Source organism: Flagellimonas amphidinii (assembly GCF_013090115.1).
Lineage (GTDB): Bacteria > Bacteroidota > Bacteroidia > Flavobacteriales > Flavobacteriaceae > Flagellimonas > Flagellimonas amphidinii.
In genome coordinates, this window is record NZ_JABFNN010000026.1 from 53,864 (window position 1) to 77,443 (window position 23,580).

The following is a 23,580-nucleotide window of genomic DNA, read 5'->3' on the forward strand; positions in this document are numbered from 1 at the left end:
GCCCTTTTTAAAGGGCCTTTCAATCAACTACTTAGAATATATACCTAACAAAGCCTTCCATAGCTTCGTATTCGGCCATTCCTAAACTATTGTATTTCCTAGCTGTTTCTTTGTTCCTTTGTTCGGCGCGTTGCCAAAACTCTCTTTCATCATTTCCAGGAAACATTGCCGCATCCTTCTGCGATTGATGTTTGAAAATTGCATTTTTCTTACGTTCCATATCTTTTGGACCAATAGGTACTGCCATTTCCATATCAGCAATGTCCCATTCTTGCCATGCACCTCTGTACAGCCATAGGTAGCAATCATTTATCCAGTCTACTTTGTCCTCGACCAATTTTTTCATTGCTTCAAAAATTACCTGTAGACATACCCTGTGTGTTCCGTGAGGATCGGAAAGGTCTCCTGCTGCAAATATTTGATGTGGTTTAATTTCGTTCAACAAGTCATAGGTCAGTTGAATGTCTTCTGCGGAGTGTGGTTTTTTCTTAACCGCGCCAGTCTCATAAAATGGAAGGTTTTGAAAGTGTGCGTTCTTTTCGTCAACTCCACAATATCTACATGCAGACAAGGCTTCACCTTTTCTGATCAATCCCTTAATTTTCTGGATTTCTGGACTATCAATTTGCCCCGGTGTTTTAGTGCTCAAGAATTCCCGTACATCGGATAGTTTTTTCTCCAGCTCTTTATTATTTTCCTGAACATCTGTGGCAAAATCCAAAAACCTTATAACCTCGTCATCAAATACTGCAATGTTACCAGAAGTTTGGTAGGCTACGTGTACCTCATGTCCTTGGTCTACCAATCGCAGCAAAGTGCCTCCCATTGAAATAACATCATCATCAGGGTGCGGACTAAAGATTAGGGAACGTTTGGGGTAAGGAGTGTTTCTCTCCGGTCTTCTGCTGTCATCCGTGTTTGGTTTTCCACCAGGCCATCCCGTTATCGTATTTTGAAGTTCATTGAACACTTTAATGTTGATGTGCTCTGCAGAGCCAACATCCGCCACCAAATTGCCCATACCATATTCGTTGTAGTCCTCATTGGTAAGTTTTAAAATGGCTTTGTCCAATTTTTCGGATAGCCAAAGAGCCGCTTTTTTAACCAATTTATCATTCCAATCACATTCGCTAACTAACCAAGGCGTTTTTATTCTGGTTAAGGATGATGAAGATGCTGGGTCTAAAATGAAATGGCAGTTTTCATGGTGTTGCAAGAAAGTTGCAGGAATACTTTCTTTAATCTCACCTTCAACAGATTGTTTGATAATGTTTGATTTGCCTTCGCCCCAAGCCATCAAAATGATTTTTTTGGCAGCCATGATTGTGCCAACCCCCATGGTTATGGCTTTAGCGGGTACATTTTCCAATCCGAAGAAGTCGCTGGCAGCATCCAATCTTGTTACCCTGTCCAAGCGAACCATACGGGTTTTACTTTTTAGGGAAGAACCAGGTTCGTTGAATCCGATATGTCCTGTTCTACCAATTCCTAAAATTTGAATGTCAATGCCGCCGGCTTTTTGAATTTTATCTTCATAAGCATTGCAAAATTCCCGAACATCTTCTTTGTCCAGTGTTCCATCTGGGATGTTGATGTTCTTCTTTTTTATGTCAATATGGTCGAACAAGTGTTCGTTCATAAACCGAACATAGCTATGAATGGAATCAGGCTCCATTGGATAATATTCATCCAAGTTGAAGGTGATTACATTTTTAAAGCTCAATCCATCTTCTTTGTGGAATTGAACCAAATAATCATAAACTTTTGTTGGGGTTGAACCGGTAGCTAAGCCCAGCACAGCATTTTTCCCCTCTTTTTGACGTTGTTTGATCAGTTGTGCAATTTCATTTGCCACCCACAAAGAAGCTTCTTGGGAGCTTTCATGGATTTTAGTGTTGATTTTTTCAAATTTTTTGGATTCCTCATCAATTGGGTAATCCAAAGTTTTTGATGATGCCATAGTTGGATGATTTTAGACTTTTATCGGGGCAAATATAACTAAGAATACTCATATTTGCTGTTTTTTGCTTTTTTATTTGCTGTAATATGCTTTATTTAACTATTTATTGATGTTTCAATAACAAAAACGGAATAAAATGGCATGCTGAATATTTTTATATATTTGCTGCTGATTTCAATTACCACATTCTTTAATGCTAAAAGAGGAAAGACAGCATATTATCCTAAATGAAGTGGCCCTTCATAACAAGGTTTTATTGACTGATATTGCAGAAATGTTGGACGTTTCCATTGATACGGTGCGGAGGGATGTCAAGGAATTGGATAGCGAGAACAAGTTAAGAAAAGTGCATGGTGGAGCTATTTCTTTGGGATTTACCAATTCTACAGTAAGGAATACCAATATCTATGCACTTGATAAGAAAAAGACTATTGCATCAAAAGCTGTTGGGATGTTGAAAGAGGGCGATGTGATCTTTATTGATGGGGGAACTACGTGTCTGGAATTGGCCTCGCAGATTCCTGAAAACCTAAGCTTAACGTGTTTCACCTTAAGTTTGCCAGTGGCCTTGGAGCTTTTGTTGAAACCTAATATTAAAGTTGTTTTTGTGGGTGGTGAAATTTCTCAGGATTCGCAAATTGCTGTAGGAGCAGGAACCATCAACCAACTTGGTGAAATCAAGGTGGATTATGGTTTTATTGGAACTGGCTATGTGGACTCCATTTATGGATTGACAGAATTTGATTGGGATATAGTTCAGGTAAAAAAGGCGGTTATAAAAGCATCCAAAAAAACGGTTCTTTTATGTATTTCCGAAAAGCTGAATTCCCAACATCGTTTTAAAACATGCGATATTAACGCAATAAATACATTGATTACAGAGTTAGACCCCAGTAGCAACCTCCTCAACCTTTTTAGAAACCAAGAGATACATCTTTTATAATGCAAATGCAAAAGGATTATAAAAAAATTACTGAAAAGCCTTCGAATTATGAAAATTTGGAGCAGATGGATACAAGCACCATCTTGGAAAGCATCAATAATGAAGATCAAAAAATAGCTGAAGCAGTTGCCCAAGTTATTCCGCAAATTACCGAGCTTGTGGATTCTACTGTCCAAAGATTTATGGATGGGGGACGATTATTTTATATTGGCGCTGGAACCAGTGGTCGACTTGGCATTCTGGATGCTTCGGAAATTCCTCCTACCTATGGGATGCCACACGAAAGGGTCATAGGGTTGATTGCTGGTGGGGACAATGCCATCAGAAAAGCAGTTGAATTTGCAGAGGATGATACGCAACAAGCATGGAAGGATTTATTGGAATACAACATCAACGCCAATGATGTTTTGGTGGGTATTGCGGCATCTGGAACTACGCCATATGTTCTGGGAGGTATTGAGGATGCTAAAAAACACGGGGTTTTAACAGCGGGAATTACCAATAACCCGGGGTCGCCCTTGGCAAGGAATGCGGATATTCCCATTGAAATCATAGTTGGGCCAGAATTTGTTACAGGCAGTACACGTATGAAAAGTGGAACTAGTCAAAAACTGGCGTTGAACATGATTTCCACAGCTTTAATGATACGCATTGGCCGGGTAAAAGGAAACAAAATGGTGAACATGCAGTTGAGCAACACCAAACTAGTAGATAGAGGTACCCGATATTTGGTAGAAGAATTGGGACTTGACTATGCTGAAGCTGAAAAGGCATTGAAGAAGTATGGTTCTGTAAAACACGCCATTGATGCCCTAAAATAGGTGAACCAAGGAATTTAATTCGGAACCAAGCGGTAAATACCCTTGCCTTCAACCCCCACGTAAATGTAACCATCTGGAGCTTGTCTTACATTGCGTACCCTACCAATGCCATCCAATAATTTTTCACGATAGATGACTTTGTTGTTTTGGATAACCAATCGCTCCAAATATTGAAATGCCAGAGAGCCCACGAGCAAATTTCCTTTCCACTTGGGATACTTATCAGAACTTACAAAAGTCATTCCGCTAGGTGCAATTGAGGGTGTCCATTGGTAAATAGGCTGTTCCATACCTGGTTTAGAGGTGTCATCTGTAATCTTGGTGCCACTGTAATTGATACCATAAGTTATTAATGGCCATCCATAGTTTTTTCCTTTTTGGATGATGTTGATTTCATCCCCGCCTCTTGGTCCATGCTCGTGCTCCCAGATTTGACCGGTTTCTGGATGTTTGGTCAATCCCTGAGGATTTCTATGTCCGTAACTGAAGACGGCTTTTTTACTATTGGATTTGTCTGCAAAGGGATTGTCGGTTGGAATTCTACCATCATCATGTATGCGATATATTTTGCCACCATCCCGTGTGATGTTTTGTGGATTGACATCTCTATTCCCTCGGTCTCCGATTGAAAAATAAAGATAGCCTTCATCATCAAACTCTATTCGTGACCCAAAATGTTGTCCTTTGGTGGTATTGGGTTCACCTTTATAGAGGAGTTGTTTGTCTACGAGTTTGCCATTGGATAATCGAGCACGCATAATTGCAGTGTTTCCTCCTTTTCCATCTCCTTTAGGAGAAGCAAACGAAAGATAAATCCAACCATTTTCATTATAATTTGGATGGAGTTCGATATCCATTAGACCTCCCTGTCCACGAACATAAACATCTGGAGTATTTTCTACATCTGAGAGCTTACCATTATAAAAAAGTAAGATTTCACCTTCTTTTTCTGTAAATAAAATACCTCCGTTAGGTAAAAAGGTCATTCCCCATGGGTTATGAATCCCTTCAATGATCAGTTTCTCAGTAAAATCAATGCTTTTGGGAGTTTTTATGCCCGAATCTGACTTTTGGGCACAGGATGTAGTTAGCATTACAACGAAAAAATAAGGAAGAAGAGCACTATTTTTCATAATTTAACGTTGAAATTATAGATTTTATAGATAAACTGCAATCCAATGGATTGAAAGATAACGAGAAATTATAAGTTTAGACAATTACTATCTAGAATATTAAGGTCCCCAAATCTGAGTATTCTTACAAAACGAAACTTAACCTATGCTACCAAAAAAAACAAGGCATTTGCTATATGCCGTGTTGTTGGTGTTCATATCAATATTTTGTTCCACGGTATTAGCAAAAACAGAGGTCAATCGAGTACTAACCAAGATTGTTTCCTATGTTTCTGATTCACATATTGAAGATAATCCCATTGTTGTAAAAGCTGCAGATTCAGCAAAAGAATCTGAGTTTACTGCAGCACCCTCCAGTATGATGTTTATGACCATCATTCAAGGTGCAGATGAGGAAGTTGTTTGCCCCAATGATGGAAGTACTTTGGCAAAGTTCTTTTTGTGTGGAACAAGTGATATTAGAACTATTTCCCTTGGTCAATCTGGAGCCAGCTATGAATGGCAGCAGTTGGATACCAATACCTGTGCACCAACTGTGGTGGATGATTGCCCCACTATCAATGGGTCTTGTACTTGGAATACCGTAGGAACAGGGGCAACTTTTGATTTATCAACTGCAGGTGAATTTAGAGTAAGGGTAGGCTCAGGTCAGTTTTTCTATTTTAAATCCACACTCAATCCATTAGATCCGCAATTGATCAAAGAAGATATTATCTGCGGAAATCCAGGTAGAGTAGAGGTGACTAATGTGCCAGCTGGATATGAGTACAGCTTGAACAGTCCTGCGGGTCCTTATCAAGATGACCCATTTTTTGATATTACCGCTCCGGGTGACTATAGGGTTTATGTACGATTGAAAAATGTTTCGGCAAGTGCTTGTGTCTTTCCATCGAATATTTTGACCATTGACGACTTGGATATCAATGTAGATGTTACTGCCAATGATATTCTTTGTAGTGGCGACTTGGGAAGTATTGATGTGCAAGTTTCCGGTGTGCCTGGTTTTTACACCTATAGATTGATAAAAAATGGAATTACGGTAGACACCTTTGGGCCTAATGCTTCGGATACTTACACTTTTGCTAATGTAAGCCCAGGAACTTATAGTATTCGGGTAGATACCAATCATTGTTCTAGAACCATAACTACGGATATTAACGGAGATACTATTGAAATAGGTAATGGTATTAGTCCGTTGGATGTTTCGGCTACTGCTTCTGATAGTTTTGGATGTGGTGCAGCTTCTGTAGACGTAAATTTGAATATTTCTGGCGGTACTGCTCCATATCGTTTTAGTGTCGATGGAGGCTCGTTTACTTCAACATACGTTGGTCTAACAACTACAGGGATTGCATCTTTTGGGGTAACTGCTGCTGCTACTTACACTATTTTGGTTCAAGACGATAATGGTTGTGAAAGGAGTGCCCAAGTTGATGTTCAGGATATTCCCCCACCAATTTTTAACATCACGGAGGAGGATGCTAACTGTGGAGGAGCCAACGATGGTCGAGTTACGGTGAACGTGACCAATGGTTTCGGATATGAAATAGAATTCAGCATTGATAACGGGGCTACCTATCAAGTAAGTAATGTATTCTCTAATTTGGCGCCTGGTACTTATGATATAGTGCTCCAATATGAACAAGATTCCTTTACCTGTACCACAACACCTCAAACGGCTACCATAGGAACTCCATCAACAATAAGTGCAACGGCAACTCCAGATTCAGTTCCTACTTGTATCAATGAAAATGGTGGGCAGATTACAATTTCTGGAGTTTCTGGAGGAACCGCACCTTATGAATATAGTATTGGAGCTGGTTTCGGTACAAATACTGTTTTCACCAATTTGGGGGTTGGAACATACACACCTTTGGTTAGAGACGCCAATGGATGTGTACAAGCCTTACCAGATGTTATTTTTAATGCTTTGGATAGGCCAACGGACCTTGATTTTGCAATTTCTAGTCTGGATTGTATTACCACTACCGCTTCCGTTGAATTGACAGTGACCGGGGGAACAGGGCCATATGCCTATGAAATCATAGCACCAGCAGCAAGTGTAGTGAACAATGGTGTCAATGACACTTTTAGTGGATTGGGATTGGGAACATATACATTTAGAGTTACTGATAGCGAAGGTTGTTCTTATGATGAGAATTATGCTATTACAGATATTAGTTCTATTGGTGTTCAAGCCCAACAAACACGAGTAGTAACCTGTGTTGGCGATACAGATGGAGAGGGACGCTACTTAGTGGATGGATTCAATACTACCTATAGTTATAGTATTGATGGCGGAACAGTATTTACCGGTCAGAACAGTAGTACAATTCCACTAACTGGATTGGCTGCCGGAAGTTATGTGATTTCTGTCACCGATGAAGAAACCAACTGTACAGATACAGCTACTTTAGTAATTGAAGAGCCATCAACGGCCTTTGCCATTTCCGGTTTGGACGTTACTGCCATGAGTTGTCAAAATGGAAATATTGGAGCAGTACGGGTCAATACTTTAGGTGGATGGGGAGGAAATCGCTATACACTAACTCAACCTGATGCATCCACTAGAGGCCCACAGAACAGTAGTGTGTTTTCTAATTTATCGCAAGATGGTCTTTATCAGGTAAGTGTTACAGATGCCAATGGATGTACAGTTACGGATAGTTTTACTTTAACAAGTATAGATGCTCCGGTACTTACGCTAGATAATGGTGCTTCAGATTTTTGCTATGATAATTTTACCGCTGCCACCTTGGTGGTCAATGCTACTTTAGGCGCTGCGCCATATCAATATAGAATTAACGGAGGAACATTAGGTGTGAGCAACAGTTTCTCAGGGCTCACTCCAGGAACCTATACCATAGAAGTTGTTGATGCCAATGATTGTAGAGATACAGTTACAGCCACTATTGAACCACAGGTCATCGCTACGGCGACAACCATTCAAGAATTGGATTGTGCCGGGCCTCCTGGACAGATTCAGGTAACTATAAGTAATGGCTATACTTCAAGTGGGGACTATGATATTTATGAGGTAAGTATTAATGGAGCTCCTTATACTTCGGATAATAACAACATCACTGGAAACTCATTTGTTTACAGCATTCCCAATGATGGTTCTATTACTTCGGACACTACCTATCAATTTTTGATTACCGACAGCAGGGGATGTACCAATGGAACGAATCTCATTACCATATCTCCGCCAGAAACAATTGCCGGCTCAGTAGTAGGAACGGACACCCAATGTGGGGACAATACAAGTGGTATTGTGGAATTGATTCCGGATACTGCACAAGGTGTTCCACCGTATGAATTCAGTAATGATAATGGGGCTACATTTAGTACGCAAAATATATTCTCTGGATATGGTCCGGGAACCCATGGCGGTTTTATTGTAAGAGACAGCCGTGGTTGTGTGAGTCCAGCTTACAGTGTTACTATTGGTGCCAGTGTACCTTTAGATGCTACTGTGACCCCGGTCGATGCTGTTTGTTCAGCAGGATCTGTAAATGGTTCCATTTCCACTACCATTAATAATGGTGTTGCCCCTTTTGATTATGTACTGTTGGATAGTGCGGGCAATTTGGTTGCCTCATCAATAGGAACGGGAAGTACCACGGTAAATTTCCCAAATCTTCCCGTAGGCAACTACACCATTGTTACTACAGATGCCCAAGGTTGTGAGGATAGAGATGATGTGGTTTTAGATCAGAATACGCTAGATTTGATTCCGTTGGATACACCACCTGTATTGTGTACAGATCCTTTTATTTCCTATCGTGTTCAAGCCACTGGAGGAACCGCACCCTATGAGTTCCGATTAGTGGGCGACCCAACATTTGTGCCAGCAAATGTAAATGGAGTTGATATCCATGATTTTTCAGCTGTTGTGACTTTTGGAGTAACTTATTTTGTAGAAGTTAGAGATGCTTTAGGATGTATTTATATTGAAGAAATTGATCCAATAGTACCTCCAAGCCCAATAACGGTAACCGCTACTACTACAACAGCCTCTTGTAATGTTTCGGGAAGCGGAGCTATTGACTATGAGGTTTCAGGATTGCCTGCAAACCCTGCAAACTTTACAGTAACACTTCAAAATACAGATACTGGAGCGACGATTTCAGGGCCTACACCTTATACGAACGAACCTATTCCATTCAATGATAGCTTTACAGGATTGGCACCAGCAAATTACCAAATCACCGTTACTGACGATGATACTGGTTGTAGTTCGAGTACTCTGGTGTTTATAGGGTTCAATTCTCCTTCCATAACTATTGACAATTTCGTGGAGGCCACCTGTAATGCTGGAGCTTTGGTTACGGTTAGAGGTTTTGGCGGAACCGGACCGTACAATTATGCTTACGTTCCCAACGGTGCGGCTGCCCCAACAGTTTTTGCCGCGGCAACAACGTTTGAAATCCCTGGACCATATCCATCTGATTATGATTTCTATGTAGAGGATGCCAATGGTTGTACAGCTTTAACGACGCTTACAGTCACCCAGGAAGCCGGAGTGCCCAATCCTACGATTGATGTGGTCAACCAGTGTACCGCAACAAGTGGCTATCAAATTGATGTCTTATCGCCGTTGACTACAGGTTCTGGACTTCCAGAGGAAACCTTCCTTTATGATATAGGAAGTGGATTTCAAACAGGTACCAACTTTATTGTTCCTAATCCCGGTAGTTACGTAATTACAGTTAGGGATGGTAACGGATGTACTAATACGGTAACGGCAGATGTATTTGATTTCTTTGCCATTTCTGCCGATGCAACCTCATTCCCAACCTGTAATACAGGAGATGGTGTAATAACCGTTAATACCACAGGAGGTAGCGGTAATTTTGAATACCAACTTCGGGATGCGGGTACCTTGGCCAATATAGGTCCTGCACAAAGTTCAAATGTGTTCAATAGTGTTTTGCCAGGGGATTACAACATTTTAGTGACAGATTTGAGTTCCAATACGGCACCATTATGTTCAGATGAAGCCATTGTAAATGTATCCACCGTTAACACTCCGGTAATCACAGCAACTCCAAGCACCCCTATAAGTTGCAATGGAGCCAACAACGGAACAATTGCTGTAGAACTACAGCCTGGAAGTGGAACGGATACGCCATTGAGTTATATATTATATGATGGTTCCAGTACCACTATTGTTACAGGACCGCAGGCGTTACCTATTTTTGATGGACTTGCTCCAAACACCTATCAGGTTGAGGTGGTTTCAGATAGAGGATGTACGGACCGTTCAGGCGATATTTTCATCAGTGAACCCACTTCGTTGCAAGTAAACGCTATCAATACAATATTTAGCTGTAATCCATCAAGTAATCAGTTCAGTACGGCAACCATAACCATTTTTACCGATACCAATGGTGATGGTTCGGGTACTGCAACGGGAACAGGACCCTATACCTATAGTATGAATGATGGCACTGCTCAATTTGATGGTACCAATTTCCAAACCAGCAATACGTTTGAGGTAATTGACAATGGTACAAACCAAACCATTATTTTAACGGCAAGGGACCAAAATGGCTGTGAGGATACAGCAACGGTAACTATCAATACACCTACGGACATTACTTTCAGTTATAACGTTGGACAGATTACCTGCGATGCATCCGGAACAGGAGTTAGCCCAGGTTATATTGAAATTGTGGTCAATGAAGGCCCAGGCAATTATGAAGTGGAAATTTTGCCTCTAGGCTCAGAGCCGGCAAGAAGCTCATCAGGAACAGATAGGGTAACTTGGGATATTGCTACACCAGGAGATTACATTTTTGCAGTTACAGATATTGGCAGTGGAGGATGTACATATTTCACTTCAACCATCAACATGCCAGAATACAATACTATAGAAGCACTGATTGCAGAAGTTCAACCGGTTACTTGCTTTAATGGTAATGATGGTGAAATTAGTATAGAAGTTAATAATTATAGCGGTGTTTATAATTATGAAGTTTTCTCTCGAGACAATGTTGGAGCAGAAACTTCAACGGGGGTTACTGGAAGTTTTGATACTAATGCACCGATAAACACTCCTGAAATTATAACAGGATTGCCAGCTGGAAATTTGGTGGTTCATATTGAGGCAATGGACTCCCCATTCTGTGATGTGGTCAGTAATGTAGCTACGGTACGTTCTCCCGACCGACCACTTACGGTCAATGCACTGGAAACTTCGCCTGTTACCTGTAATGTGCCAGGTTTAGGAGAAATTACCGCTTCAGGAGATGGAGGATGGGGTACTTACGAATATCAATTGATCGCTCCGGATGGAGTGACCATTTTAGTGGACTATCCAAATACAAACCCTGTGTTCCAAAATCTTTCAACGGGGGATTATACGGTCAATGTAAGAGACTTACTGGGCTGTGAGGCTACCACTATTATTAATTTACCATTACCAGTACCAATCACTGCCGACATTCAAGTAGTACAACCCCTCCGATGTAACAATGACAATGATGGGATTATAGAGGTGTTCAATGTTGCTGGAGGTCAGGGAACAGGAAATTATTTATTCCAATTAAATAGGATTACAGATGGTACCAATAGTGGGTTACAAACTACCACAACATTTGCCAATTTATCGGCTGGGGAATATACTATCACCATTTTTGATGGTTGGAACTGTAGTTTTACCACTATGCCCATTACTGTTCAGGATCCGGAAATTGTGATTACGGAATTGGTGGAACTTCAACCACCCGGTTGTGGAGATTTGGGGAGAATGGAATTGACTGTGACAAATCCCGAATCAGGTGTAGATTATTTCTACCGTAGATCAGGTACTTCAGACCCATTTACCCCATTTGGAACAGGAATGACAAGCATTGAGATTACTGCGGATATCACGATGGATCCCGGACCATTTCAATACGATGTTCAGAATTCCAATGGATGTCCATTTGAACGTTCAAACCAAATTTCGTTAGATCCTGCAGCACCTTTGGTGATTGCTCTGGATTTAACCAATGCAACTATCAATTGTGCAGGGGAAGCAACGGGTATTATCCGATCAGAAGCCTTTGGAGGAATAGGGAGTTATCGATATACTCTATTGAATTCCAATATACCACCAAATCCTACATCGGGCAATACTGTTAGGCCAGCTCAGGATTCCGGAATTTTCAGGGAACTTGATCCAGGTACTTATTATGTATATGCACAAAGTGGTGGTTGCGAAGCTATTTCAGACCCCATAGTAATCGACCCAAAACCACCTTTGGTATTGGAGTATCTAGAAGCTGTGCCCGTAGCATGTGCAGGAGATACCAACGGACAGATTATTATAGAAGCCAGTGGAGGAACAGGAGCCATTAGATATTCCATTTCTGATACTTTAAGTGAATTTTTTGAAGGTGATGACCCTCTAAATCCAAATAGGAAAACCTTCACGGACTTGGCACCAAGGTCTTATGATATCATTATTCAGGATGATTTAGGATGTACCATAACCAGAACCGTTGAAATAACTTCGCCTATGGAATTGGTTGCAGGGATAGCGAATACGACTCCTGAAACTTGTATGGGAGATGGCGATGGTACGTTGACCTTACAAGTAAGTGGGGGAACAGCTCCTTATTTTACTAGTGTTAACTCCGCTGAAGATGCTGATTTTGTTCAAAACGATTCTCTATTCTTTGATAATTTGTTGGGAGGTGAAACCTATGTGATTTTTGTAAGGGATGCCAATGGATGTCAGACCAATGTTGTGGCAGAAATAGGGCTGGGCATTGAATTGATAGCTGAGCCCATAGTGGAATATGGTTGTGATGGAATTTTTCCTAATAGTACAGCAACTGTTTCAATTTCAGATAATTCGTTGCTTCCTAGTTTACTATTCTCATTAGATGTGGATGATGTTCAACTAGCCACGGAGCAGCGTACCTTTGGTGACCTTCCGCCAGGAGAACATACCGTTTATATTTATCATGAAAATGGCTGTGTCACCTTCGTGGAATTTGAAATAGATGCTTATGAGCCGTTGACTCTGGAAGCTCAAAAAACTGGTCCCGATGAAATTACAGCCGTTGCAACAGGAGGTTTTGGAGGGTATGAGTTTTTCTTCCAAGGGGAGTCTTATGGAGAAATCAATACATTCAATATTAATGTGGATGCTAATGTGAATATTATGGTTCGAGATCAAAATGGTTGTGTGGCCAATTTGGTAATGCCGTTTGATTTTGATGGAATGCCAGACATTCCTCCGTTTTTCACACCAGATGGTGATGGGCTAAATGATAATTGGTATCCAAGAAATCGTGAATTGTTCCCGAACATAGACGTGATTATTTACGATAGGTATGGTAGGGTAGTAGCCAGATTGGACCAAGTTAAAAAATGGGATGGAACGTATGAAGGACATCCACTTCCAACAGGTGATTATTGGTATGTTGTGTATGCAAACGACCGTGAAAAGCAGCAGTATGTAGGTCATTTTACGCTATACCGATAAGAAACAAGGATGTTAATTGGGTAGATAAAAGTTGATTTAAATTTCAATCTTGTACTGGGTGGAACCAAGCTTGATATATTCCATAGAATTTGCTCAAAATTCGATTTAAAGTATCACCAAAATTTATATTTTTGCAATCCCTTTTCGGGATGTGGCGCAGTCTGGTAGCGTACACGCATGGGGTGCGTGTGGTCGCTGGTTCGAATCCAGTCATCCCGACGAACCACTTTTCAGTGGGTATAAAGCACTGTCAACTGACTGATTGACAGTGCTTTTCATTTTTATTGTATTCATCTGATATCATCTAAAATCATATAAAAGGTGTAGAGTTCGGTGAATGAATTGGTACGTTCCTTGTGCATAATTTGGATAGCGTTTGACGCTGTTTATGGGTGTTTTGCAGACCTGTATTGTCAAATCCGAAAATTCTGTATTATGCGTAACTCCAACACATTAAAGGTTCTCATCTTCACGAGGGACACCTCCAACAATCCAGAGAAATTGACCATTTATGCCCGTATCACCGTCAACGGAAAACGGGCTGAGATAAGCCTTAAACGCAATGTTGCGGTGAACGAATGGGACGAAATCCGGGGCAGGGTCATTGGGTTCTCGCAAAAGGCAAGATTGTTGAATAGCTATCTGGATGAGGTCTATGTACAGATCATGGATGCGCACAAGCAATTGTTGGGCGAGGGCAAGGTGATTACGGCACAGGCCATCAAGGCCCGGTTCCTTGGGCAGGACGACCATCACAAGACCCTAAAGGAACTCATCGAGTACCATAATACCACCCAGACCACTGTCCTTCGGCCCGGCACCATGAAGAACTATCATTCCACAAAGAAATATCTGCACAGTTTTTTGGAGGAAAGGCTGAGGCTCCCCGATATCCATTTGAAGCAACTAAGCTATCGGTTCATCACCGACTTTGAACAGTATCTTAGGACATATAAACCAAAAAAGGCAAGGAAGACCTGTTCCAACAACGGGACCATGAAGCATTTGGAACGCCTCATGAAAATGGTGAACCTTGCCGTGAAACTTGAATGGCTGGAAAAAGATCCCTTTCGGAACTACAAGCTCAACTTCCATAAAACTGAACGGAGCTATCTCACCGAAAGGGAACTGAAACTTATCGAGGAGACCACTTTCAGCGGCCCGGGCTATGAAAAGGTGAAGGATGTGTTTCTGTTCTCCTGTTATACGGGCCTTTCCTATATAGATGTGAAGGAACTCAGAACCCATCAACTGGTTTTGGGAATAGATGGCAACCATTGGATACACACCAAAAGGGAAAAGACCAATGAAGCTGTGAAAATACCATTGTTGCCCAAGGCAAGGGAAATACTTGAAAAATACAGTGAAGAATCCCAAAGGGACATTTTGGGCAAACTGCTCCCTGTGTTCAGCAACCAAAAGATGAACAGCTATCTCAAAGTGATTGCCAAGGCCTGTGGCATCCATAAACATATCACCTTCCATACGGCAAGGCACACTTTCGCGACCACAGTAACATTGTCAAACGGTGTCCCAATAGAGACGGTCTCCAAGATGCTGGGGCATACCAAACTGACCACCACCCAGATCTATGCAAGGGTGTTGGAACAAAAGGTAGGGGAGGATATGCGACATCTTATTGCAAAAATGGAGGCCAGGAACACTGTGGAAAACAAAAGTTATTTGGAAAGGTAAAATGGCATTCCATGTTTTCTGGATTTGATAGCGGAGCTGTCAAATTCGGAAAAGCAAGAGGGTAGCACGGCAAGCCGGTGCTACAAAACCATTTTTGCTCCGCAAAGTACCATAAACAAAGGGATGGGAGATAAACCAAAGAATAATGGGGATTGAAGAGTTTGCGCCAAACTCTCCCGAAACCTCAATAAACACTGAAAAAGTTTGATGTAAAATGATAGTAAAGGGCAAATATCGGTATAGTTACAGTACCATCAACCTCAAGACAAGTGTGGCCAAAAGGTTCCGAGCCTTCTCCAAACGGGTGGCACCATCCCATTCAGAGACACTACAAAAGATGATGGACTTTTTCCAAAGGCATGGCATTGACCCATCTGATAGGTCAACAAAGGGAATACTGGATGAAATACAAAAGAACCGCAAACGAATGGAGGCCGCCATAGCCATCATTCGGGACATAGAGATCACGCAGACCAAACCGACCAACGCTATCCTGCATGCTCTGCTCGAACAAAAAATCAAAGATGAACCGGTTTGTGTTGAACCAAAACCAATGAAAGGAGAACCCGAAATTGAGATTATTGTCCCCAGGATTCGCTATGAACGGTTGATGGACAAAATGGGGATGCTCAAAAGGGAAAGCCAATATGTGATGGACCACATCACTTTAATAAAACCTTCATTCGGAAAACCCTATCTGAAACTGGAGATCACGGAAGGTGAATTGGAAAATTATAAACGTACCCTTCAAAACTTATAGATGATTCCTGAATTGTTTTGAGCTTCCTACCTCACTCAGTAGTATTAGTTTGGCAAGGTTTGGGACGCTTGCAGCGCAAAACATTGTTTTGCTCGCTCATCTATTGAGACAATAGAGCACTTTCGAAAAAAACTGACAGGCAGTTGAAAACTTGTGTTCTTAATTCAATTAGGGTAGGCATTGTAGTATGGGATAAAATGTTTTAAGGAATGTATGAATTATACGGTTATTTGTTTGCCAGATATCCAAAATAGTTTGGCTTTAAAAAAAAAAAAATTACTATTGTCAGAAATATCCCGAGGGGATTGAATTAAATACCAACCAAACGTGATGACAGACAAATTACTCTCCATCTTTTTACTTCTTCTCTTTTTCTCATTTAGCATAGTTGTAGGACAAACAATAGACACTGAGTTGCTGGAATTAAAATTCTCAAATGATGGTTATCCTGAGAGGTTCACACGAGCGGGAAACGGGTTTTACTTTACTGCTGATGATTCAGAATTATGGTATACAGATGGAACCTTGGAAGGGACACAGTTTTTTTCTAAATCAACAAACTCAGGAGATATAAGCTTAATATTACCTCAAGAAAATGGTGTTTTTTTCGTTGCGGAAAAAGATTATCGAACAGATGAATTGTGGGTAAGCGATGGTACTGAAGAAGGGACTATCCAGCTAACGGATAGAAATTTGTCTTTCAGTCAAGATGGTTCAATTAGAGATGCAATAGTTTTCGGCAACAAGGTTTTGTTTAGCCTTTTTGATGAAACTTACGGAAAAGAGTTATGGATAAGTGATGGAACGATTGAGGGAACACGTATGTTAAAAGATATTAATGAAGGAGAAAACCATAGTTCACCTTCAGATTTTCTTCTTTTCAATGAACGTATTTTTTTCAAAGCTTCTACCGAAGAATCCGGTTTAGAACTGTGGGTGTCTGATGGCACAACAGATGGCACTATTATGTTCAAAGATATAAACGTAGGAGATCAAAGTTCTATGGCCTCAAGTTCTGGCTACAAAATCTACAATGACAATTTTTACTTTTTCGCAAACAATGGAGTGGTTGGGAATGAACTATGGAAGTCTGACGGTACATCTGATGGAACAATCTTAGTTAAAGATATAAATGAAGGCTCTTTATATAATTCTGGTGGAAGTTTTATACAAGGAGGTATCTTGAATGGGAAACTATTGTTTTTAGCCAATGATGGGGTTCATGGTACTGAACTTTGGCAAACAGACGGAACAGCGGAAGGAACCACAATTTTTTATGACATAGCGGAAGGACAATACTCTTCGTTTGGTTATTCTACACAATTAATTTTTTCTGATTCAAAGGCTTTTTTCTATGCAACCGATAACGCTCAAAACAGTGGCCTTTGGGTTAGTGACGGAACTATTTCGGGTACGAATTTCCTAAGAGACACTTCGGTGAGTAATTTAACTTTTGACGAATTGGGCGAGTCTATTTTCTTTTTTGGTGATAATGATTCAGGTTACAAGAAAATTCTATGGAAAAGTGATGGCACAGTTCAAGGTACTCAAGTAGTTTCACAAAAGGCTACGGGCACAAATATCAGTTCTCATGAAAATGATATCACTGTTCTGAATGATAGAGTTTTTTTTGCTGGAGAAACAGAGCGTAATGGAATTGAGCTTTGGATTTCCGATGGATCCGATGAAGGAACTTCTCTTTTTTATGATTTTAATAGTTCCTATGGAGTTATACCTTCATTGTTGACAGCCGTTGGTGACCGACTCTTTTTTAGAGGAAATCAATATGGTTATTATGGTTTATGTACTAGTGATGGAACTATTGATGGAACTAAATATTTAGATATCAATTTAGATGGGCAAAGTATTGATGAAGACTCTGAATTTATAGATTTTAACGGCAAGCTGGTGGTTAGTGCCAATGATGGTATTCATGGTTATGAATTATGGATTAGTGATGGAACGCAAGAGGGAACGAAAATGATAAAGGATATAAATCCTGGTAGAGGCAATAGCATGAACTTGGGGTCTAAATTTACCGTTATAAATGAAAGGTTTTATTTCATGGCTGACGATGGTATAAACGGGTTTGAGCCTTGGACGAGTGATGGTACCGAAGCAGGCACCTACATGATTAAAAATATTCATCCTGGTACTTTTACTCTTGGCGGCAATCCAAGTTATCCGGGATATTGGGTGGAAAAGGATGGATTTATTTATTTCAGTGCCGTTTATTCTTTTGGAAATGGAAGTTGGAAGACTGCTCTTTATAAAACTGATAATACTCCACAAGGCACTTCTAAAATTGCAGACATTGGAGGTACTGTCATGATTGAGGTACTTGGAGACAAAATACTGGTGGCTAATAGTAGGAACGATTTGTATGAAGAAGACGACCACTTTTATGTTTGGGTTTACGATACAATTACAGAGAGCTTCACACAATTAAATACCTCATTGGAATTTTATAATAGTGCTTATGTATCAGTTCTAAATGGATATGTATATTATTACGGTCAGAGCAATGGGGTATGGGGTCTGTGTAAGACGGATGGAACGGACGAGGGAACAACGGTTCTGTTTTTTCGCAGCGAACATCCTTTTAATAATCTAGAGATTAGCAGAAACATTACCTGTGGAGATTATATCTATTTTACTCTGCAACCGGGGCTTTCATCGGATAAAGAACTTTGGAGAACAAACGGTACTGTTGAGGGTACTATTCCAATAATATCGGAACAAGAAGGGGTCTTCAACTCTATAGGTGAGTTGGAGTGCTTTAATGGAAATTTGGTTTTCAAACAATACGCCAAGCCTGAACCAATTTGGCTAACGACTGGCAAACCAGATGAAGTTTATGGTTTTGACATTAATGTTGTAAATAGCCAATCTTCCCCATCTTCAATCAATTACCCAACTGCAGCTGGTAACAAACTGTTTTTTAGTGCCAACACTTCATTGAGCGGTAGTGAAATATATGTTACTTCATCTAAAAATTTTGTTGCAGATAATGATTTGACGGATAGTGATGGTGACGGAGTTATTGATTTATTTGATGAATGTCCTGATACTCTAGTGGGTGAGGAAATTAATGATGTGGGCTGTGCACAAAGTCAATTGGATGATGATAACGATGGCGTAACCAATGACATGGATCAATGTCCAAAAACTCTACCCAATGAGGTTGTCGATGCAAATGGATGTTCAGAATCTGACTTACTTGATACAGATGGAGATGGCATTGTGGATTCACTTGATTTATGCCCTCAAACTCCAATGGGTGAATCCGTGAATGAAAATGGTTGTGGGCAAAGTCAGTTGGATGATGACCAAGATGGAGTGATGAACGACAGGGATTTGTGTCCTGAAACACTACCTATATACACTGTTGACTCAGATGGATGTCCAGTTATCTTCGAGTTGCCCGCAAATAATTTTAGCATTGAAACTATAGGGGTAACTTGTGTAGATAAAAACAATGGACAATTATTGATCACTGCCAATGAGAATCATGATTATACAGCACGCATTAACAATGATGATTATAACTTCGCCACGGAATTAACAATTCAGAATTTACATGCAGGAAAGTATGAACTTTGTTTTACAATTGCAGATAAGCCTGATTATATCAAATGCTTCAGCTTTGAAATAGCTGAACCCTCAGAAGTAACGGGAAAATCAAGCTCCTCCATTTCAAATCAAAAGTTAATGGAAAACATAGAAATGTTTTCTGGTACCGCCCCTTATACAGTCTCTGTTAATGGAAGTCAACAGCTAACCACCATGTCGTCCTCATTTTCTGTTGAAGTTAAACACGGTGATTTAGTACAGGTAATGTCTAAGTTTCCTTGTGAAGGAGTTTTCGAAAGAAAAATTGAAATAACGGAGGGAATGAGTTTTGCACCAAACCCAACTACAGACGATATCTATATTTATATGCAGGAAAGCCATCCACCGGATATTAATGTAAGTATATATAATTCAGATTTGAAATTAGTAAGATCAGGACTGCTCGAGGTGATAAATGGCACCTTAAAAGTTTCTATGGAAAGTCTTTCCTCTGGAATATATTACATAAGGATTGGAACTGGTAATTCAAATGCACTCAAAATTATAAAGAAATGAAAAAGCTAATATTTTTCTTGTGCTTACTTGCGTTTCAGGCTTGCAGTAAATCTGGCGGAGGAGATGAGCCTGAGATTGTACAAGAGCCAGAACCGACTCCGGAAGTAACGAATACAGCACCTACTATTCCTAATCAAATTTTCCCTACTAATGGTTTGCTCTGTTCCGACAACCCTTTGGAATTTAGCTGGAATTCATCTACTGACAAAGAAGGTAATGCCATTTCTTATGAAATAGAATTGGCAGAAGACAATGCATTTGAAAATATAATAGAAAAGACGACGGTGTCAGAAACGAAAATAACCTTTACTCTTGAAAAGGGGGTTCAACTCAATTGGAGAATTAGGGCAAAAGATAGCGAAGGGGAATATAGTGGTTATTCTTCTTCATGGAATTTTTATACTGAGGGAGAAGGGATTGTAAATTATTTACCTTTCAGTCCTACCCTGATTAATCCAAAAGCTTTTTCTAAAGTAGAGGACAATATGGTTGTGCTTGAGTGGGCCTCAAGCGATGTTGATGAGGATTCACTTCTTTACGATATCTATTTTGGAGAGACTACACCTCCTGATTTGGTGCAAGAAAACCGTGAAGATTCAACTTACGAGGTTTCCATAAACCCAGACAAAACCTATTATTGGAAAATTATTGTAAAAGACGGCAATGGAGGTGAAAGTATCGGAGACATCTGGATTTTTAAAAGTTAGAAAAATAGCTATTTGTCAATGAAATATTTTTATGTATTCTTTATTCTTTGTATTGCTTCTTGCAGTAAGGATAGTGATCCTATAACGGTTGTTGAGCAAGAAGATCCACCAGAACCAAACTCAATCCCCGGAAATTTTAGTTTGACGGATGTGTCTTTTGAAGGAAATATTGCAACTATTGATTGGGAAGATGTTCAGGATTCGGATAATGACCAAATATATTACAGTCTTTATGTAAATAATGTTCTCATTGGCGAGTACACGGTTTCCATTGCAACTGTTCAACTTCAGTATAATACAAGTTATTCGGTTAGAGTAATAGCTACAGATAAGAACGGGGGAACGGTTGAAGCCAATTCTAACTTTGAATCTCCTCAAAGCAAAATTCTATTCTATTCAGAATTTAATGGGATGCTCACTGCTTTTGATTTATTTAATAAACAGGCTCTTTGGAAAGAACGAACTTCTTTTATTGAAACACATTCTGTTTTTGAAAATGTAGTATATTCTGGTATTGATGGGATAAATGGATTGGACATTTTGACGGGGGAATCTGTTTACACAAGTACACCAAGTATAAATTATAACAAAGAATATAGAAATATAATTGCCGACCAGAACAACATTTATGCCTTTGATTCGGATTCCAATTTACACTGCGTAGATCGTATTACTGGGGAAAAATTATGGGAACGAAGTTTCTTGAATTATTACGCCCCGTTAACTATTGATGACAATAGGGTTTTTGTGTGTAGTAGAAATAATGACCATATATATGGTATCAACAAAGTAACCGGAACGACAGATTGGAGTAGACAGGTAGACCCTAATCCAACAAGTGCAGCCCCACGTATAAATACTAATCCTCTAATAATAAATGAAAACATTTATTATGGCGATAATATCGGACGCTTTTATTCGGTGGACAAAAATACAGGTGAAAAAAAATGGAGTATAGGAGGGTTCAATTCATTCTTTCCTTCTCCCACAGTTTTTGAGGATAATATTATAGTGGGGACATATCAAGAACTTTATTCTTTTGATATAAATACTGGAAATCAAAACTGGAATTATAGGCCTTCAGGTTCTTTTGAAACATCTCCTTTTGTGGAAAACGATAGAATTTATATCGGGGTTTCCAAAAATGGCAGCGGAGAGTTGATTTGTTTAAATGCAACAAACGGACAATTGATTTGGAAATTTGATTTAGAGAACAATACGACTTCTTCTCCTGTGGTTTATGATAATGTGGTTTATATTGGAGATTGGAATAAAAAATTATATGCCGTAAAAGCAGATACCGGTGTATTGGAGTGGCAGATTAATACCGAAGAAATTATTGGGAAATCATTCACTTTGGTTATAGGTAGTGGAGATACAATAATTTATCCATCTGTACATGGCTTAAGGAATTGAAAAGAATGAAATCATGAAATCAAAACAGTTTTTTTTCTTTTATATACTTTTTGTGCTTTTATCTTGTGGTAAAGATGAACCTGAAGTTATTACGGTAATTGAACCGTATGTTTCAGAACCCTTGAGTACCGAAAACTTGATAACGTCATTCAATTTAATATTAAATGGGGAAGAACAGCTTGGCACCATTGATCAGTCTACAAGATTGATTTCCTTTGAAACAGCGGGAGCCGATATTAAAGCGCTTCGTCCTGAAATTGAATATTCTGATAAAGCAACAATCTCACCATCACCTGATGTTGAACAAAACTTTGAGGAAGAAGTGGCTTATACCGTTTTAGCAGAAAATGGAGAACCCAATGTTTACAGGGTTAATGTAAATAACAGGCCTTTAAGTGATGCAAATGAAATTCTTTCATTTAAGATTACTCTAAATAACCAAGTTATAGAAGCAAACATTGATAACGAATTAAAAGAAATAAGCTTCAATTCTGGATCAATTGATATTAGCGATATTGTTCCGAGTATTGAAATTTCCGAGTATGCACGGATATTTCCTGAAAGTGATGTGGCGCAGGATTTTAACAATCTAAATAAATATACTGTTACCGCAGAGAATGGAATAGAGGTTGAATATAAAATTATTGTTAACAAGCCTAGAATAACTGGCTTTAGTACTATTGTGGGTATTTTTAGCAATAATCCCATGCTACTTTATACTGGAGCTGATATGGTGGTTAGTGGTGAATTCCTTAATTTGGATGAGGTAGATTCCGGAGTCTATTTATTTGATGGAGAAAATAAATTTCCCCTATCTGTTTCTGATGTACAGAAAACAGAGCAAGAATTTGTAACCTTTTATTCTCTAAGTTTTAAAATACCAAACAATATCCCCTCAAACCCCAATTATAAGATTGTTTATGAATCAATGGATTTTATAGCTGAATCCGAAGGTATTATCGACTTAATTTCGGAGAATGTACCCAATCCTATTTCCTTAAATCAAACTCTATATCAAAGGGGCGATGTATTTGAGTTAACCGGAGAGAATCTTTCGGAAATGATTGCAATACCCTCAAATGGTTCTCTTTACCTTATCGCCAATTCGGGTAACTATGATTTAATGGTGAACGATGAAAAAACCCTATTGACACTTACTTTGGATGGTTATTTTTTATTCCCATCATATTATGGTAGAGTAGATGAAGAAAAGACCATTACTTTGTTAGGGCCAAATAGAAGAGCTGGTGCTACGATAAAAGCTATTTTTGATTGAATGAGAGTACTATTGAATTAAGTTAATTTTGGTTGATATATTCACATAATACCACAGAATAGTTTGGATTGCTTAGGAGTATATTTTGTTCCAAGTTATTTCTTATTTTAGCTTAGCAAAACATCCATAAATTTTGCATCAGAATGTACCATTTTGAGTAGAGTTTAGAGTTCGGTGAATCAGTCCAGGAAAACAGTGTAAATTATTGATATACAGTATATTGTGATGACCATCTTAATCCAGTCATCCCGACTTACCT

Annotated in this window: 11 protein-coding genes and 1 tRNA gene; 10 read left to right on the forward strand and 2 right to left on the reverse strand. The window is 39.5% G+C overall.

Annotated elements, in window-relative coordinates; translation table 11 throughout:
- Nucleotides 1-31: 31 nt before the first annotated feature.
- Nucleotides 32-1,960, reverse strand: a complete 1,929-nt coding sequence (gene nagB / locus HJC33_RS04485) for a glucosamine-6-phosphate deaminase (protein WP_171657604.1) — start codon at nt 1,958-1,960, stop codon at nt 32-34.
- A 193-nt stretch (nt 1,961-2,153) separates the two neighbouring features.
- On the opposite strand from nagB, the gene HJC33_RS04490 reads away from it, so the two are divergent.
- Both HJC33_RS04490 and murQ read left to right on the forward strand, forming a co-directional pair.
- The gene (locus HJC33_RS04490; RefSeq protein WP_171657605.1) at nt 2,154-2,903 is read left to right on the forward strand and encodes a DeoR/GlpR family DNA-binding transcription regulator; all 750 of its coding nucleotides are present in this window, start codon (nt 2,154-2,156) and stop codon (nt 2,901-2,903) included.
- A 5-nt stretch (nt 2,904-2,908) separates the two neighbouring features.
- Nucleotides 2,909-3,724, forward strand: a complete 816-nt coding sequence (gene murQ / locus HJC33_RS04495) for an N-acetylmuramic acid 6-phosphate etherase (protein ID WP_171657638.1) — start codon at nt 2,909-2,911, stop codon at nt 3,722-3,724.
- Between the two features lie 14 nt (nt 3,725-3,738).
- Here murQ and HJC33_RS04500 read toward each other — a convergent pair whose 3' ends face one another.
- The gene (locus tag HJC33_RS04500) at nt 3,739-4,857 is read right to left on the reverse strand and encodes a PQQ-dependent sugar dehydrogenase (RefSeq protein ID WP_171657606.1); all 1,119 of its coding nucleotides are present in this window, start codon (nt 4,855-4,857) and stop codon (nt 3,739-3,741) included.
- A gap of 145 nt (nt 4,858-5,002) precedes the next feature.
- Between HJC33_RS04500 and HJC33_RS04505 the strand changes: the two genes are divergently transcribed.
- From HJC33_RS04505 to HJC33_RS04540, 8 genes are all read left to right on the forward strand, one after another.
- Nucleotides 5,003-13,339, forward strand: a complete 8,337-nt coding sequence (locus HJC33_RS04505) for a T9SS type B sorting domain-containing protein (RefSeq protein WP_171657607.1) — start codon at nt 5,003-5,005, stop codon at nt 13,337-13,339.
- A gap of 145 nt (nt 13,340-13,484) precedes the next feature.
- Nucleotides 13,485-13,558 (forward strand) — tRNA-Pro (locus HJC33_RS04510).
- 216 nt (nt 13,559-13,774) lie between these two features.
- Nucleotides 13,775-15,034 carry a site-specific integrase gene (locus HJC33_RS04515; RefSeq protein WP_171657608.1) on the forward strand — a complete coding sequence of 420 codons (1,260 nt, stop codon included), beginning with the start codon at nt 13,775-13,777 and terminating at the stop codon, nt 15,032-15,034.
- Nucleotides 15,035-15,248: 214 nt separating this feature from the next.
- On the forward strand, nt 15,249-15,794 hold the full coding sequence (locus HJC33_RS04520; protein ID WP_171657609.1) for a BfmA/BtgA family mobilization protein: 546 nt from the start codon (nt 15,249-15,251) through the stop codon (nt 15,792-15,794).
- Nucleotides 15,795-16,124: 330 nt separating this feature from the next.
- Nucleotides 16,125-19,922: a T9SS type A sorting domain-containing protein gene (locus HJC33_RS04525; protein WP_171657610.1), complete on the forward strand. Its 3,798-nt coding sequence runs from the start codon at nt 16,125-16,127 to the stop codon at nt 19,920-19,922.
- A complete protein-coding gene (locus HJC33_RS04530; protein ID WP_171657611.1) occupies nt 19,919-20,629 on the forward strand; it encodes a fibronectin type III domain-containing protein in 711 nt (236 codons plus the stop codon). The genes HJC33_RS04525 and HJC33_RS04530 overlap by 4 nt, the downstream gene beginning before the upstream one ends.
- Nucleotides 20,630-20,647: 18 nt before the next feature.
- A complete protein-coding gene (locus HJC33_RS04535) occupies nt 20,648-22,045 on the forward strand; it encodes an outer membrane protein assembly factor BamB family protein (RefSeq protein ID WP_171657612.1) in 1,398 nt (465 codons plus the stop codon).
- A gap of 13 nt (nt 22,046-22,058) precedes the next feature.
- On the forward strand, nt 22,059-23,321 hold the full coding sequence (locus HJC33_RS04540; RefSeq protein ID WP_171657613.1) for a DUF5018 domain-containing protein: 1,263 nt from the start codon (nt 22,059-22,061) through the stop codon (nt 23,319-23,321).
- The last annotated feature ends 259 nt before the right edge of the window (nt 23,322-23,580 follow it).